The organism is Lactonifactor longoviformis (genome assembly GCF_042848515.1).
GTDB classification, from domain to species: domain Bacteria; phylum Bacillota; class Clostridia; order Lachnospirales; family Lachnospiraceae; genus Lactonifactor; species Lactonifactor longoviformis.
Genome location: NZ_AP031453.1, coordinates 3,407,661 through 3,423,362 on the forward strand (window position 1 = coordinate 3,407,661; position 15,702 = coordinate 3,423,362).

General features: G+C 47.7%; 13 protein-coding genes. All 13 read right to left on the reverse strand.

Going from position 1 to position 15,702, the window contains the following annotated elements:
* Positions 1-19: 19 nt before the first annotated feature.
* The gene (gene rfbD / locus ACGHCT_RS15525; protein WP_072848086.1) at positions 20-880 is read right to left on the reverse strand and encodes a dTDP-4-dehydrorhamnose reductase; all 861 of its coding nucleotides are present in this window, start codon (positions 878-880) and stop codon (positions 20-22) included.
* A 14-nt stretch (positions 881-894) separates the two neighbouring features.
* Positions 895-2,697, reverse strand: coding sequence for an aspartate--tRNA ligase (aspS, locus tag ACGHCT_RS15530; protein WP_072848087.1), 1,803 nt, complete (start codon positions 2,695-2,697; stop codon positions 895-897).
* Between the two features lie 14 nt (positions 2,698-2,711).
* Positions 2,712-3,968 (reverse strand): histidine--tRNA ligase, encoded by a 1,257-nt coding sequence (hisS, locus tag ACGHCT_RS15535; protein WP_072848089.1) that lies wholly within the window; start codon positions 3,966-3,968, stop codon positions 2,712-2,714.
* A 23-nt stretch (positions 3,969-3,991) separates the two neighbouring features.
* On the reverse strand, positions 3,992-4,549 hold the full coding sequence (locus ACGHCT_RS15540) for an HD-GYP domain-containing protein (protein WP_072848091.1): 558 nt from the start codon (positions 4,547-4,549) through the stop codon (positions 3,992-3,994).
* A complete protein-coding gene (gene hemZ / locus ACGHCT_RS15545) occupies positions 4,546-6,033 on the reverse strand; it encodes a coproporphyrinogen dehydrogenase HemZ (RefSeq protein WP_390436702.1) in 1,488 nt (495 codons plus the stop codon). The genes ACGHCT_RS15540 and hemZ overlap by 4 nt, the downstream gene beginning before the upstream one ends.
* A 15-nt stretch (positions 6,034-6,048) precedes the next feature.
* Positions 6,049-6,681, reverse strand: a complete 633-nt coding sequence (locus ACGHCT_RS15550) for an MBL fold metallo-hydrolase (protein WP_154259456.1) — start codon at positions 6,679-6,681, stop codon at positions 6,049-6,051.
* 8 nt (positions 6,682-6,689) lie between these two features.
* On the reverse strand, positions 6,690-8,993 hold the full coding sequence (locus ACGHCT_RS15555; RefSeq protein WP_072848097.1) for a bifunctional (p)ppGpp synthetase/guanosine-3',5'-bis(diphosphate) 3'-pyrophosphohydrolase: 2,304 nt from the start codon (positions 8,991-8,993) through the stop codon (positions 6,690-6,692).
* Between the two features lie 20 nt (positions 8,994-9,013).
* Positions 9,014-9,538, reverse strand: coding sequence for an adenine phosphoribosyltransferase (locus ACGHCT_RS15560; RefSeq protein ID WP_072848098.1), 525 nt, complete (start codon positions 9,536-9,538; stop codon positions 9,014-9,016).
* 115 nt (positions 9,539-9,653) lie between these two features.
* Entirely contained in the window at positions 9,654-11,369 is a 1,716-nt protein-coding gene (recJ, locus tag ACGHCT_RS15565) for a single-stranded-DNA-specific exonuclease RecJ (RefSeq protein WP_072848099.1), read from the reverse strand.
* A gap of 59 nt (positions 11,370-11,428) precedes the next feature.
* Positions 11,429-13,576, reverse strand: coding sequence for a protein translocase subunit SecDF (locus ACGHCT_RS15570; protein WP_072848100.1), 2,148 nt, complete (start codon positions 13,574-13,576; stop codon positions 11,429-11,431).
* A 27-nt stretch (positions 13,577-13,603) separates the two neighbouring features.
* The gene (scfB, locus tag ACGHCT_RS15575) at positions 13,604-14,959 is read right to left on the reverse strand and encodes a thioether cross-link-forming SCIFF peptide maturase (protein ID WP_390436705.1); all 1,356 of its coding nucleotides are present in this window, start codon (positions 14,957-14,959) and stop codon (positions 13,604-13,606) included.
* Positions 14,960-15,072: 113 nt separating this feature from the next.
* A complete protein-coding gene (gene scfA / locus ACGHCT_RS15580; RefSeq protein ID WP_072848102.1) occupies positions 15,073-15,216 on the reverse strand; it encodes a six-cysteine ranthipeptide SCIFF in 144 nt (47 codons plus the stop codon).
* A gap of 86 nt (positions 15,217-15,302) precedes the next feature.
* A complete protein-coding gene (locus tag ACGHCT_RS15585) occupies positions 15,303-15,677 on the reverse strand; it encodes a TIGR04086 family membrane protein (RefSeq protein WP_072848103.1) in 375 nt (124 codons plus the stop codon).
* Positions 15,678-15,702 lie beyond the last annotated feature (25 nt).

A 15,702-nucleotide genomic window follows, 5' to 3' on the forward strand; every position in this document is an offset into this window, starting at 1 on the left:
TCCTCATTTTCCTGATACATTAGTTTTTCAAGCTGCGTATATAGGTTTCCAGCGCTTCCTGCCAGCTCACAGGGGTCTCCATGCAGCTGATGCGCAGCATCATATTATAGAGCACCGAGCGGGCAGGTCGCATGGATATATCAGGTAAGTCATCGGAGAAAGCAGGAATGATCCTGGCCTCAAGCCCTGCAAGCTGCAGGATCTTAGCAGCAAATTCATATCTGCTGCAGGATCCGCTGCAGACAGCGTGATAGGTTCCGTATGCCTCCTCTGTCAGAAGCCGCAGGATACACTTCGCCACCTCCAGAGCGCTGGTGGGGGCCGCCACCTGATTCTCAGGAACCAGGATCTCTTTCTCTCCCCTCGCCGACTCCAGCAGGTCATTAACAAAATTTTTTCCCTCGCCGTATACCCAGGAACTGCGGATGATTAAATGTTTAGGCGCCAGATCCTTCACAAAGTTCTCTCCAGCCAGCTTAGATTTGCCGTACACGGTAAAAGGAGCCGGCTGATCAAATTCGCTGTAATAAGTATCCGTCTTTCCGTCAAAAACATCGTCTGTGGACAGCTGGACAATGCGGGCATTTACCCTCCTTGCCGCCACTGCCAGATTCCTGGCTCCCAGCGCATTCACGCGGTAAGCAAGTTCCGGCTCTGTTTCGCAGAGCTGTACATCTGTGATTCCTGCACAGTTAATGATAACATCCGGCCGATTCATTTCTGCAAACATGTTTACGCCATCGGCATCCGAAACGTCCCTGTCTTCCCGGTCTGTAAGAAAAAGCTCTGTCTCCCTGGTATCTAAGAGTTTTACAAATTCTCTTGCCACCCTTCCGTCAGCCCCTGCAATCCAAACCCGCCCTAACTGTGTATTCCTCATAGTTGACCTCCTGTTTATTGTTCTGTCTGTCCTTCTGCCCTGTCTATCTTCAGTCCCAGCTCTCTCAGCTGTACCTCATCCACCTCACCGGGTGCCTGGGTCATAAGGCAGGAGGCATCTTTTACTTTGGGAAATGCGATAACGTCCCGGATGCTGTCCTCTTTTGCCATCAGCATGACCATACGGTCGAGGCCGTAGGCAAGGCCTGCATGAGGAGGCACCCCGTATTTGAAGGCATCCAGAAGAAAGCCAAAGCGCTCGTAAGCTTCTTCCTTTGTGAATCCAAGAGCCTCAAACATCATTTCCTGAACGTCATTCTGGAAGATTCTGACGCTTCCGCCGCCCAGCTCTGTTCCATTTAACACAATATCGTATGCCTTTGCCCTCACAGCCCCCGGATTAGTCTTTATCATGGGCAGATCCTCTTCCATTGGCATGGTAAAGGGATGATGCATGGCAGTAAAGCGATTCTGTTCCTCTGACCATTCCAGCAGCGGAAATTCTGTAATCCACACAAAACGGTACTCCTCCTTATCCAAAAGCTCCATCTGCCGGGCCAGTTCCAGCCGAAGAGCCCCAAGGACATCCCAAACCACCTTGTTTTTATCGGCGGCAAAGAGAAGCAGATCTCCGGGCTTACCCTCTAAAGCGGCGATCAGTCCCGCCATTTCCTCTTCCTTCATAAATTTAGCAAAGGAAGATTTTACGCTCCCATCCTCCTGAAGCGCAATATAAGCCAGCCCCTTTGCCCCGTAATCTTTTGCATAATCCACCAGCTTGTCTATCTTCTTTCTGGGCATGCCTCCCTGCCCTTTAGCGTTGATTCCCCGCACGCTGCCTCCGGCTTCCAGTGCATTCTTAAACACGGCAAATTCACAGCCTTTTACAGCTTCTGAAACATCCGTAAGCTCCATGCCAAACCGGAGATCCGGTTTGTCGGATCCGAATCGGTCCATGGCTTCCTGCCAGGTCATCCGCTGTATGGGAAGAGGAACTTCCACGCCCAGTACCTCTCTGAAGAGATACGCCAGCATTCTTTCATTTACATCGATTACATCGTCCACGTCAACAAAAGACAGCTCCATATCGATCTGGGTAAACTCAGGCTGACGGTCCGCACGCAGGTCCTCGTCCCGGAAGCATTTTGCAATCTGGAAATAACGGTCATAGCCAGAGCACATAAGAAGCTGCTTGTAGAGCTGCGGTGACTGGGGAAGTCCGTAAAAATTGCCCGGGTGAACACGGCTGGGAACCAGATAGTCTCTGGCACCTTCCGGAGTGCTCTTCCCGAGAACCGGTGTTTCTATCTCCAGGAAACCCTCCTCTTCCAGAAAGCGGCGGGTAAGCATAGCCACACGGCTGCGCATCATAAGATTCCTCTGAAGATCCGGACGGCGCAGATCCAGATAGCGGTATTTCAGGCGCAGTTCTTCCTTTGTTTTGCTCTCCTCTTCCACCGGGAACGGGGGAGTCTCAGCTTCAGAGAGCACACGGAGCTGTTTTGCACGAATCTCAATCTCTCCCGTGGCCATCTTTTCATTTACCGCTCCGGAACGGGCCTCTACTTTTCCCACCACAGCAACTACGAACTCACTTCTCAGTCTCCCTGCCTTCTCAAATCCGGCGGCATCAATGCTGCCCTCCTCAAAAATCACCTGTACAATCCCGGATCGATCCCTGAGGTCCAGAAAGATAATGCCTCCTTTATTCCTGTTTTTCTGAACCCATCCCATTAGGGTCACTGTCTCTCCAATATTTGCTTTGGAGACTTCTGTACATCTGTGGGTTCTCTTTAATCCCTTCATTGATTCTGCCATAATCCTATTCTCCTCTATACTCTGTCCTTGAAGAACTCTTCAATCTCCTGATAGCCTTCCTGCATCAGCTGTTCTTTTTGGAATTTCTTATTTTTTTTCATCATGGAAACAGATACCTGTATGCCTGCCTGGCGCTCCTTCGCCGCCTGGGCAAGAAGCTTTACCATACCTTCCGCGGGCATTCCTTTTTCAATCAGATACGCCTTTTTCCCTTCTCCCTGGGGAACCTGGTATTCCCGCTCCAGAAGCAGCATAACAATACGCTCAAAACCAATAGAGAATCCGCAGGCACATGTCTGATTTCCAGTAAATTTTCCAATCATCTCATCATAGCGTCCGCCCCCGCCCACAGAGCCGCCGAACCCGTCGATAGAGATCTCAAAAATAGGGCCTGTGTAATAAGACATGCCCCGCACCAGCGTAGGATCGAACTGGATTTGAAAATTCGCTGTCTTAGCAGCATCAACGCTGGTAATAATTGTTTCCATATCTTCCGCAGTTGATGCATCCAGATATCCCTCCAGCTTTTCTTTACAGTACCGGACGCCACGGATATCACTGGTGATCTCCTGAAAAAGATCCAGATATTTATGAATTCCCTCCACCGGGAATCCTTCGTTTTCCAGCTCCCGGGCCACGCCCTCAGCCCCTATCTTGTCCATCTTATCCAGGATAATAAATACTGTGTCATAGCTTTCCTCTGGGAATCCGCTGTAGGCAGCCATTGCCTTCAGAATCTTCCGATCGTTGATACGGATTGTAAAGTTCTCAAAATCCAGCTTTCCGATAAGAGTAGAAGTGGCAAGAATCAGCTCAATCTCCGCTAAAACCGTCGGTTCCCCCAGTATGTCTATATCGCACTGCATAAATTGGCGGAAGCGCCCTCTCTGGGGGCGGTCAGCCCTCCACACATTCCCCATCTGCAGAGCTTTAAAGGGAGACGGCAGTTCATTGGCATTGTTGGAATAAAACCTGGAGAGAGGTACGGTAAGATCGTAGCGAAGTCCTCCGTCCACAAGATCCGCCTCACAGGCTGCAGTCTCCAGCTTCAGTTTTTCCCCTCTTTTCAGGATTTTAAAGATTAATTTTTCGTTTTCTCCTCCCTGTTTACTGGATAGATTCTCTATATGTTCTACACAGGGGGTTTCAAGGGACAGAAACCCGAAGCTCTTATACGTATCTTTAATCATGCGGATCACATAATCGCGGATCTCCATTTCTTTTGGCAGGATATCCTTCATCCCGGTGACCGGTTTCTTTTTTAATGCCATAGTTGTTCTCCTCTCTTTCATGTTTAAAATTCTTCATGCACAATCTTCTGAAAGGTCAGAAAAATCAGCATGTCATAATTCTTTACTTCGTCAATCATCATTTCCAGCGCCGTATATTTATCAAACTTTTTTCGGTACGGTCGATCTGTAGTCAGAGCCGCAAAGACATCGCACACTCTCAGAATTCTGGCCCCAAAAGGTATGGTCTCCCCTGCCAGATGCTCCGGATATCCGGATCCGTCAAAATTCTCGTGATGATAATACACACTTCTCAAAATAAAAGGAGAATAGTTTCTCTCCTTAAGTATCTCGTAGCTCAGGGTAGAATGAAGCCGCACATATTTCAGTTCTTCCACCACCAGAGGGTTTTCAATTCCTGCGATGTAACCTGCCAGCTTTAGCTTGCCGATGTCATGGAGAACCCCCGCAACTGCCAGCTCATATGATTTTTCCTCCTCCAGTCCAAGCCCCTGGGCTGTCTGATACGCCAGATTGCTCACCCGGATACCGTGTTCGATCTCTTCTTCCAGATCAAAACTAATCAAATGATGAGGTTCCTGTTCCCGCCGGAAATCCGTCATCTGAATTCTCCTTCCTGCAGATAAGTGGCAATTCCCACACGTTTTCTCTCAATCATCTCGTCAATTCTGGTAATATAATGGGTTACATCTTTCACATTTTCCACCCGTTCAATGCGCCGGCCCCTGTCGAATACCAGCTTTGTGGATGCTCCCGCTCCGGCAGCAATAATCGTCTGCCTTTCTTCCATAATCAGTATATTGTATATTCCCGCTTTGTCAACCCTTGCATACCCAACATTTTCCAGATTACCTGTCATATTCTTCTGCCGGTAAAGATAATAGGGCCCCATCCCCATGTTTCTGGCACATTCCTGCACCATATCCATTATCTCCTGGTTATTCTCAAATGTCATCTCCTGATACTGTTCTTTAAACATATTCAGACGGGCAGCTCTTTTCACTGCCAGGGAGTGCACGGTTAAACTGTCCGGGGCAAGTTTCTCCACTTCCTTCAACGTACAGGATACATCATCCTTTGTCTCCCCTGGCAGGCCGACGATAAGGTCCATGTTGATATTGTCAAATCCGGTTGCCCTGGCCAGGGCAAATGCCTCCCGGATATCCTCCACAGAATGTTTTCTCCCAATGAGATCCAGGGTTCTCTGGTTCATGGTCTGGGGATTCACTGAGATCCTGGTAACCGGATATCTGTGCACAGTCTCCAGCTTCTCCCGGGTGATACTGTCAGGTCTGCCTGCTTCTATTGTGAATTCTTTTACCTGCTCCAGAGGAAATCTGCGCTCTATATGAGTAAGCAGGCGCTCTGTCTGTTCCGGGGTGAGTGTAGTGGGGGTTCCTCCCCCTATATAAATCGTATCCAGCCTTCGGTTCTTCATGGTCTCGCTGATAAAATCCAGTTCCATGAAAAGGGCATCCAGATATTCGTCTACTCTGTCCTTCCACCGCTCCAGAGGATAAGAACTGAAGGAACAATACAGACAGATGGACGGACAGAACGGGATGCCGATATACAGGCTGTAGCCGTTTTCATAATCCACAGGCGCAAGCAGCGCCCTTTCTCTGTTTGCAATGGTGATCGCCAGCGCTGTCTTTTCATTGCTGGTATAGTAATTTTTGCGCATAAAGTCAGCAGCCTCTGCATTGGACATTCCTGACTCAATCAGACCCATGGCGATCTTGGTCGGGCGTATCCCGGTAAGATCCCCCCAGGGAAGTTCTCTGCCTGTGAGCTTTGCCAGGTTTCTGTACACCATCTGTTTCAGCCTGTTTTTGGCTGTTTTCCTGTCTACACAATCCAGGGCAATGGCATCCGAAACGGAGCATTGCCCTGCCTGATAGATGAATAATGATGCCTTTCCCTCCTGGTATAATACCTGAAGCAGGGTCTGGCACAGCTTCTTTTCTGCTTCCTTCTCTGCCTCCCCCTCATAGAAAATCCGAAGCTCTTCCCGGGGATAAAAGGCTTTCACCAGCGTATATACATCATATTCAAAATCTCTCTCATTAAATTCGATTCCTGTCATCTTCTGTCCCCCGGCCTACACAAAGGGATTAAAAGCCTTTTCATGGGCTGCTGTGGTAGCTTCTCCGTGACCCGGATACAGTTCCGTATCATCCGGAACCGTGTCCAGGATTATGTGAATACTTTTTCTTATCTGCGACATATCCCCCGTAGGCAGGTCTGTTCTCCCACAGGATTCCAGAAAGATAGTATCCCCGCAGAAAACCACATGTTCCTCTTCCATGTAATAACAGCAGGACCCTTCCGTGTGCCCGGGAGTAAGAATCATACGAATCTCAAATCCTGCCAGATGCAGAACCTCACCATCCTCAGCCCAGTAATCTGTCTGTACATGGTAGGGCTTCATCATCCAGCCTCCGGACAGATTCTTGGCGGAATCTGCCAGAACCTCCCGTTCTGCCCTCGGCGCATAGATAGGAATATGATATTCTTTTTTTACCTGATTTGAGGCCATCATGTGATCGTAGTGACCATGTGTCAGAAGAACAGCCACCGGCTTTCCCTCTATTTTTGATACAGCCTGTTTAATCTTTGCCGGGTCATCCCCCGGATCTATAATCACCAGCTCCCTGGTATCTTTATTCATAACTAAATAACAATTGGTCGCTCCCATACCCACAGGAAGATACCTAAGCTCTAACATTCCCATAGCAACTCCTAACCGGTGGTACGCTCAATGTCAATGACACTGTCCACCTGCCTGATTTTTTCAACTAAACTGTGCAGTTCTTCCTTGCTCCTGATATCAAAAGACATACTGATCGTAGCCGTCCCCTGCTTTGTCGTCCTGGTATTCACTGCGCTTAAGTCAATTCTCCGCTCCGTAAAGATTCGTGAGATATCTACCAGGAGTCCTGTCCTGTTGGTAGCGTACACATTAATCTCAGCTGTGTACAGCTCACTATGGGCCACGTCCGGCACCTGCCATTCCGCGTCGATGAGACGCGCCCTGTCAGCCTCTGACATGTGCAGCACATTCACACAGTCCGTGCGGTGGATAGATACCCCCCGCCCACGGGTGACAAAGCCAACAATTTCATCTCCCGGTATTGGGCTGCAGCATTTGGAAAAGCGTACTGCCACATCGTGAATCCCTTTCACCACAATTCCATTTTTGGACTTGCCCACCGGCAGCTTTTCTTTGGCCTCCGCCGCCGCTTCCAGCACCTGTTCGTCTGTCAGCTCTTTTTTATGCTCTTTCTCATAGCTTTCCATGAGCTTATTCAGCACCTGGCCCTCTTTCAGTCCCCCATGCCCAAGGGCTGCCAGTACAGAATCCCAATCACGGAAGCCGTATTTGCGCATCACAGATTCCATGTATTTATTTTTCGTAAGGCTGCCCAGAGCCACACCCTTGGCTTTGGCATATTGGCTCAGCATATCCTTGCCCTTGGAAATATTGTCTTCCTTTAATTCTTGTTTAAACCATTGGTTAATCTTGTTTTTTGCCTGGGTACTTTTCACTACCTTCAGCCAGTCCCTGCTGGGCCCCTTGGAATTCTGTGAGGTGATTACTTCAATTCTGTCCCCGTTTTTAATAACGTATTCTATGGGGACCAGCTTTCCGTTCACTCTGGCTCCCACCATCTTATTGCCCACCGCACTGTGAATGCTGTACGCAAAGTCAATTGGCGTGGAACCGTTAGGCAAGGTTTTTACATCTCCTGCAGGGGTAAAACAATATACATTCTCTGCAAATAAGTCTAAATCACTTTTCAGAAGGCTCATAAATTCCCGGTTATCCGACATATCCCGCTGCCATTCCAGAATCTGCCGCAGCCAGCTCAGCTTCTCTTCTTCCTGCTGGCTCACGCTTTTTTTGCCGTCAGAAGCTTCTTTATACTTCCAGTGAGCGGCGATGCCATACTCTGCCGTCCGGTGCATCTCAAAAGTACGAATCTGAATCTCAAAGGGCTGTCCTGTAGGTCCTATCAGCGTCGTATGTAATGACTGGTACATATTAGGCTTCGGCATGGCGATATAATCTTTAAATCTTCCCGGAATCGGCTTATACATCTCATGTATAATTCCCAAAGCCGCATAGCAGTCTTTGACCGTATCCACTATGATACGCACCGCAAAGAGATCATAAATCTGATCCAGGGTCTTATCCTGATTCACCATCTTTTTATAGATGCTGAAAAAGTGTTTTACTCTTCCGTCTATCTGCGCATGTATATTAGCTGCTTCAATATGCTTTTTGACCTCGCCGACAATACTGCCCACGAACTCTTCTCTCTGGCTCTTTTTTAATGAGATCTTCTCCACAAGGTCATAGTAGACCTCCGGCTTGAGATATTTCAGTGCCAGATCATCCAGCTCCACCTTAATCTTAGAGATACCAAGACGCTGGGCAATGGGTGCATAGATGTCCATCGTCTCTCTCGCCTTATCCTTCTGCTTGTGCTCCGGCATATACTTTAAGGTCCGCATATTGTGGAGACGGTCAGCCAGTTTAATGAGTATTACCCGGATATCCTTGGCCATAGCCAGAAACATCTTTCTAAGGTTCTCTGCCTGCACTTCCACTTTGTCGGCTGAGTAGGACAGCTGTCCCAGTTTTGTAACTCCATCCACCAGAAGCGCTACCTCTTCGCCAAACTCCCGGACGATTTCCTCCGTGGTCATTACGGTATCTTCCACGACGTCGTGCAGGAGGCCCGCAACGATCGTTTCCTTATCCAGCTCCAGGTCAGCCAGTATAATTGCCACGCATAGAGGGTGGATGATATAGGGTTCTCCAGACTTCCGAGCTTGCCCCTCATGAGCATCTCTGGCGATTTGATAGGCTTTCTCTATCATGGTAATATCGGTGGACGGATGGTATTTTCTGACACTGGAAATAAGCTCTTCATATAATACTGAGGGGCTGGTAAAATCTTCCATGGCCTTGACGCTTTCGTCTGCCTTTTTGATTTTATATAACTTTTCTTCCCGATCTAATGTGTGTTCATGTTCCATTCGTTTGCTCACCTACCAATTTATTTTCCGTCATAACAGATGACAGACGCTACATCGTAACCCTTCAGTCTCTCCCTGCCCTTTAAGCCTGCCAGCTCCATGAGAAAGATAATCTTTACCACTTCTCCTCCCAGCTCTTCCACCAGCTTTACGGCTGCTTCAATGGTACCTCCGGTTGCGATAAGATCGTCTACGATCACCACCTTCTGTCCGGGTTTAATGGCATCTGTATGAATTTCAATCTCTGCGCTGCCGTATTCCAGATCATACTCCATGGCCAGTGTCTCACAGGGCAGCTTTCCTTTTTTGCGCACCGGCACAAAGGGCTTATGAAGATTGTATGCAATGGGAACGCCAAATATAAATCCTCTGGATTCTGTGCCTACAACCACATCTATATCCAAATCCTTTACAAGATTCTGCATAGAATCCACTGCCAGCTGCAGACCGTCCGCATCCTGCAGTACACTTGTGATATCCCTAAAGATAATACCTTCCTCCGGGAAATCCGGGATACTTCTTACGTAATCTTCCACTTTCTTCATTTCTATTATCTCCTTACCTGCATCTTATGCAGTTTTTCTTTCTATCTCTCCATATTACGACACAAAAACTGCATTTTACAGACATTATAGCATCTTTTTTTTGCAGAATCAAATTCTATTGTAAATTCTGAACTACGATTTGTAAAGTCTCTCTTCCCATATAACTGTTCAGCTCCGGATAATATGCCACACTCCACTCTTCTTTTTGACTAATCTCCTGCACAAATGCTTCTCCGTCCCCAAAGTAAACAGCCTCCATGGGATAGCCTGTCTCATCTACCGCCTTCATTTTCACTACATTTTTATTCTTCCCAAAAACTCTCGCTCCCATAAGTCTCAATTTTTTCTGGGCAAACAAGGGTTTCGTGTTTCCCTTTCCAAAAGGTTCTAAGAGACTCAGCTGGCTGATGAGATTTTTGTTTATATAATGCAGCGGCATGGGGACATCAATGAGTACTTTGGAGACAAAGTCCTCCTCCGTAAGGCTGCAGCCGCTGTTTATCTTTTCCCGGAAGGGTTCAATATTCTTTTCTTCCAGGGACAGTCCTGCGGCCATGGGATGGCCTCCGAATTTCGTCAGGTATTCCCGGCATTTCACCAGCTCATGAAACATAGGAAAGGCCTCAATGGATCTGCCGGATCCCTTGACCCCTTCCTCTGCTCTGGTAAGTACAAACGCAGGCTTTCCATACCTTTCGCGGATTCTTCCTGCCACAATTCCCGCCAGACTCTCATGGCACTCCGGCAGGTAGATCACCAATACTTTGTCCCGGCCCAGCGCCGTATTCTCTACCATCTGCACAGCTTCTTCTGTGGCCTTTGCTGTCATATCCTTTCTGCTGTCATTGAGGCTCTTGAGATCCTGGGCCAGCACTGCCGCCTCTGACGGATCCCGGCACTCCAGAAGGGACAACGCTCTCTTGGCTGTGCTCAGACGTCCGCTTGCATTCATGCATGGCCCCAGAATAAAGCCGATATGGTAGGAGGTAATCTTCCTGTCCTCCAGCTGATTGGCCCGAATCAGTTCTCTAAGGCCAGTATTCCTGGTATTTTGTATGCGCTTCAGTCCTTCCCTGACCAGAATTCTGTTTTCTCCCTGCAGGTCCATCACATCCCCTACTGTGGCAATTGCCACAAATTCCAGCAATTCTTCCAGTGCGTCCTGAGAAATTCCGAATTGCTCAAAGAGCCCGCATACAAGCTTATATGCCACGCCGGCTCCGCACAGGCCTTTAAAGGGATATCCGCACGCCTTCTGTTTGGGATTTACCACCACATCCGCAGGGGGAAGTATCTCCTTATCCCCCCCATCTTCCGTCTCCTGAAAAGGAACCTCATGATGGTCTGTCACCACAATCGTCATTCCCAGGCCTTTCCCGTAGGCAATCTGCTCAGAGGCGCTGATCCCGTTGTCACAGGTGATAATGGTGTCAATCCCCTGCTCATACGCTCTGGCAATAAGTTCTTCGTTCAGGCCGTATCCGTCCTTTATCCGATCCGGAATGTCAATATCTACGGACGCCCCGGTCTGCCGAAGCCCCTGAAGCAATATGTAGGTAGAGCAGACTCCGTCTATATCATAGTCTCCGATAATACGGATGTTTTTTCCCTCATCAATTTTCTTCTGAATCAGAGAAACTGCCTCTCTGAGGCCTTTCATCCGCGTCCACGAAGGAAGATCCTCCAGGGTGCCGTACAAGTACTCCCGGATTGCCTCATTCCCGACAATATCCCGGTTGCGTATCAGTCTGGCGATCACAGGATCAATCCGGAATTCCTCCCCGATCTTTTTGAAGTCTGCACTTTTCGCTGTTATCATCCACCGTTCCATGGTTTTCCTCCTGTAAAACTTTACAGGGGATGCCCGTCGGACATCCCCTGAAGCTTGTGTTATGCTTTATTTTTTCCAATTTTCGTCTTCATCACATACCACAGCGCACCTGTGATACATACAGAAGAATATGCACCGCAGAGAATACCCACCATCAGAGGAAGTGCAAATTCCCGGATAGAAGACACACCCATGACGAACAGCAGAAATACCATAATAAAGGTAGTCAGAGAAGTATAAATACTTCTGGTCAGCGTCTGTGTGATGCTTGCGTTTACAATGGTAGCAAGCTCATCCTTTTTCTTCATCATACCCTTATTCTCACGGATACGGTCAAAGATAACAATGGTAGCATTGATGGAATACCCCACAATGGTCAGCATACATGCGATAAAGGTGTTGCTGATAGAGATTTTTGCAATGGCATAGAACGCCAATACCACCAGCACGTCGTGTATCAGAGCCAGTACGGCACTGCTGGCGAAACGGATATCTTTGAAGCGGAACCAGATATACACCAGCATCAGCAGGGTAGCTACCACCACTGCGATGACTGCGTCTTTTCTCATTTCTCCGCTGATCGTAGAAGAGATACTCTCTGTAGTAATCTTGGTCTCATCTACCTGGAAATTATCCACCATAGCTTTGTTCAAAGCTTCTCTCTCATCCACTGACAGGGTTCTTGTCTTGATGATTACCTGGTTGGAATTTACTACCTTTGTAGGCTGTACATTGGCATCCCCGGTGATGTCCTCCACAAGGGGAACTACTTTGCTGTCTATCTCTTCCATGCTTAAATCTTCGTTAAAAGTTACATTCGTAGAGGTACCTCCCACGAATTCAAGACTGTAATTCAGGGCTTTCCCTGAGGAAGCCTGGTTTACCCCCATCATAACAGGCGCCAGAAGCACTAAAACAATAGATATGGCAAAGAAAATCTTTTTCTTTCCCAGGAAATTGATAGGCTCTCTGGGTTTAATCTTACCGTAGAACTTGGCATCTCTGACACCAACTGCATATAACGCATAGATAATCAGTCTGGATACCACCAGTGCAGTAAACATAGATAAAACAATACCAAGCGCCAGCGTCTGGGCGAATCCTTTGACGCTTCCTGAGCCCAGCCAGTTCAGCACAAAGGCGGCGATTAAGGTAGTTATATTGCCGTCAAAGATAGCAGAAAATGCCTTTTTAAATCCTGACTGCAGGGAGGTTCTCACCGATTTTCCTGAGGCGATCTCCTCTTTGATTCTGGCATAGATAATAACATTGGCGTCCACAGCCATACCGATAGACAGGATAATACCCGCAATGCCGGGAAGTGTCAGTGTAAGATCAAATGCATTCAGACAGATAAGATCCAGACATACATAAATGATAAGCGCAATACCGGATACCAGTCCAGGAATCAGGTACACAATAATCATAAACAAAATCACCAGCGCCAGACCGATACCGGCTGCCTTCACACTGGTATTAATCGCCTGGGTACCCAGCTGTGCCGCCACTACATTAGAGCGCAATTCCTGAAGCTCCAGTTTCAGAGAACCGATTCTGATTGCAGCGGCCAGATTCTTGGCTTCTTCAATGCTGCTCATACCTGTAATCTGCGCATTCCCGTCAGAGATTACGCTCTGCACCACCGGAGCACTCAATGTCTCATTGTCGTAGACAATGGCAATCTGTTTATTCAAGTTAGCCTTTGTGGCCTCTGCAAACTTTTCCGCTCCCTTTTTTGTCAGCGTCAGGCTTACCACGTACTGTTTGTTCTTCGTGGTATTATCCTCGCCTACCACACCCTGGGCGTCCGCAACATCGCTGCCTTCAAGAACCACATTTCCCTCTGTATCCATAAACTGCAGGGAACCCGGCTTGCCCAATTCCGTAAGAATGGCATTGGCGTCTGTAGCGCCTGGGATTTCCACACTGATGCGGTTATTTCCCTCCTGGTATACCTGAGCCTCTGTGCTGTACTGCTCCACACGTTTCTGAAGCTTGTAGATAGTGTCAGACATATCGGAGGCGCTTGGATTTTCTGCTTTCGTCTCATAAGTTATGCTGACACCGCCGGCCAGATCGAGACCTGTCTTAATGTGTTTTGCCGCCCCTGTTCCGGTAGGCCCAATTCCCACGGCTGCTGTAAATACCAGGAAACCGGTAATAAGCACTGTCAGAATTAAAACAACTATTCCTTTGTTTTTTTTCATCTTTCTTCCCTTCTTACTTTCTTAAGATTAGTCAGCCAACGCTGCTTTTATCATAATGGCACATTCTACACGTTTTCTCTGAAGCTCACAGCCCACTTCGTATACATCATGTATTGTGTCATGGAAATGATAGGAGTTGGCGGCACAGCCGCCGCTGCAGTAAAATCTCGCAAAGCATTCCTGGCACTTGGGCTTGGAATACACATTGCAGTCTTTAAATTCTTTTACAATTTCCTTCCTGGTCACACCCTCGTCCACGCTGCCCATAAGGTATTCTTCTTCCCCCACAAACTGGTGGCACGGATAGAGATCTCCCCAGGGGGTAACTGCCAGATATTCGGTTCCGGAACCGCATCCGGAAAGCCGTTTGTATACACAGGGCCCCCCTGTAAGGTCAATCATAAAGTGGAAGAAATTAAATCCTCTTCCTTCTTTTTCCCTTTTAATCATTTCTTTTGCCAGGATATCATACTGTTCACAGATAAACGGCACATCCTCAGGCCGTATGGCATACGGTTCCTCCGGAGGAGCAACCACAGGCTCCACAGAAATCTGCTGAAAGCCCAGATCCGCCAGATGAAGCACATCCTCGGCAAAATCCAGATTGTGATGGGTAAAGGTCCCTCTCACATAATACTTCTCCTGATTTCTGCTCTCCGCAAACTTTTGAAACTTGGGAACAATGAGATCGTAGCTTCCCTTTCCCTTACGGAAGGGGCGCATATAATCGTGGATTTCCTTCCTGCCGTCAATACTGAGAACCACATTGCTCATTTCCTTGTTGGCAAACTCCATAATCTCATCGTTAAACAGCACGCCATTGGTAGTCAGTGTAAAGCGGAAGTTTTTATTATGGATCTTCTCCTGTTCCCTGCCGTAGGCTACCAGCTGCTTCACAACGTCCCAGTTCATCAGGGGTTCTCCGCCGAAGAAATCCACCTCCAGATTCTTCCGGTTCCCGGAATTGGCAATCAGAAAATCCAGAGCTTTCTTTCCCACCTCAAAGCTCATCAGGGCTCTTCTGCCATGGTATTCCCCCTCCTCGGCAAAGCAGTAACGGCAGGCAAGATTGCAGTCATGTGCTATATGCAGGCACAGTGCTTTTACTACTGTCTCCCTCTCTTTAAAATGAGAGATAGCATCCTTATAAATATCCTCGGTAAAAAGCATTCCCTCTTCTTTTAGCTCCCGGCACTCCTCCAGAGCTGTTTTCACTTCCTCCGGGGCATATGTTTCACTCAGTATCTTTGCTGTCTCCTCATAAGACAGCTTGTCTTCCAAAAGACCAACCGCATCGTATACAATTTCGTCCACGACATGGACGGAACCGCTGTTAACATCCAAAACGATATGGCAGTCATTATTTATATAACGATGGACCACAACGAATCCCCTTTCTCTCTCTAAAAAATCCGGCGGACCTTCTCCGCATGGATTACAACACAAACAAGCAGCGGCTTTTGAACCGCTGCTTCATTGTTCCGTATTACAGCTGACTATTTGGAATGTTCACAGCTCTGATTGCCAACGGTGCAAGATGTCTTGCAGGCTGACTGACAGGATGTCTGACATTCTCCACATCCACCTTTTTTCACTGTATTTTGTAAACTTTTCGTATTTAATGTTTTAATATGTTTCATTACTTTTCCTCCTTAATTTCGTAAACTGTGCTAATTATATCACAAGACACCCCTTTTTAAAAGTATTTTTTTACTTGTTGAGCACCTTACGACAGCATTCCTCCCAGGGTCCCTCCCGCCACACAGAGAAACAGTGAAGAGAGCAGAGACGATGTGTTTTCGCTTACCCGGTGTTCCACCAAAAAGGTAACTCCCACCAGCAGGGCCGCATAGATTGCTCCCAGCACCATGCCCCAAAGGAATTTCCGGGTTCCCGCTCCTTTTCCCACGAGAAATCCGCCAAGAAAGCAGGATAATATGTAGATCACTGTAATCCCAAGATTCACTTTGCTTTCTCCCAGATCAAATTTATACAGGAGAAATGCCAGCAGAAAAAGCAGCAGAGCGGTAAGCACATAGGATGCCAGCAGGGATTTCATTAGTAACATTGGTATTGATTTTTTTGCAGCTGTCTGTTCCATAAACAAACCCTCCCATATAGTAAAT

Bases quoted from the DNA above. Each gene is read 5' to 3' on its own strand.
- rfbD (WP_072848086.1), bottom strand. From the start codon at position 880: ATGAGGAATACACAGTTAGGGCGGGTTTGGATTGCAGGGGCTGACGGA.
- aspS (WP_072848087.1), bottom strand. From the start codon at position 2,697: ATGGCAGAATCAATGAAGGGATTAAAGAGAACCCACAGATGTACAGAA.
- hisS (WP_072848089.1), bottom strand. From the start codon at position 3,968: ATGGCATTAAAAAAGAAACCGGTCACCGGGATGAAGGATATCCTGCCA.
- ACGHCT_RS15540 (WP_072848091.1), bottom strand. From the start codon at position 4,549: ATGACGGATTTCCGGCGGGAACAGGAACCTCATCATTTGATTAGTTTT.
- hemZ (WP_390436702.1), bottom strand. From the start codon at position 6,033: ATGACAGGAATCGAATTTAATGAGAGAGATTTTGAATATGATGTATAT.
- ACGHCT_RS15550 (WP_154259456.1), bottom strand. From the start codon at position 6,681: ATGGGAATGTTAGAGCTTAGGTATCTTCCTGTGGGTATGGGAGCGACC.
- ACGHCT_RS15555 (WP_072848097.1), bottom strand. From the start codon at position 8,993: ATGGAACATGAACACACATTAGATCGGGAAGAAAAGTTATATAAAATC.
- ACGHCT_RS15560 (WP_072848098.1), bottom strand. From the start codon at position 9,538: ATGAAGAAAGTGGAAGATTACGTAAGAAGTATCCCGGATTTCCCGGAG.
- recJ (WP_072848099.1), bottom strand. From the start codon at position 11,369: ATGGAACGGTGGATGATAACAGCGAAAAGTGCAGACTTCAAAAAGATC.
- ACGHCT_RS15570 (WP_072848100.1), bottom strand. From the start codon at position 13,576: ATGAAAAAAAACAAAGGAATAGTTGTTTTAATTCTGACAGTGCTTATT.
- scfA (WP_072848102.1), bottom strand. From the start codon at position 15,216: ATGAAACATATTAAAACATTAAATACGAAAAGTTTACAAAATACAGTG.
- ACGHCT_RS15585 (WP_072848103.1), bottom strand. From the start codon at position 15,677: ATGGAACAGACAGCTGCAAAAAAATCAATACCAATGTTACTAATGAAA.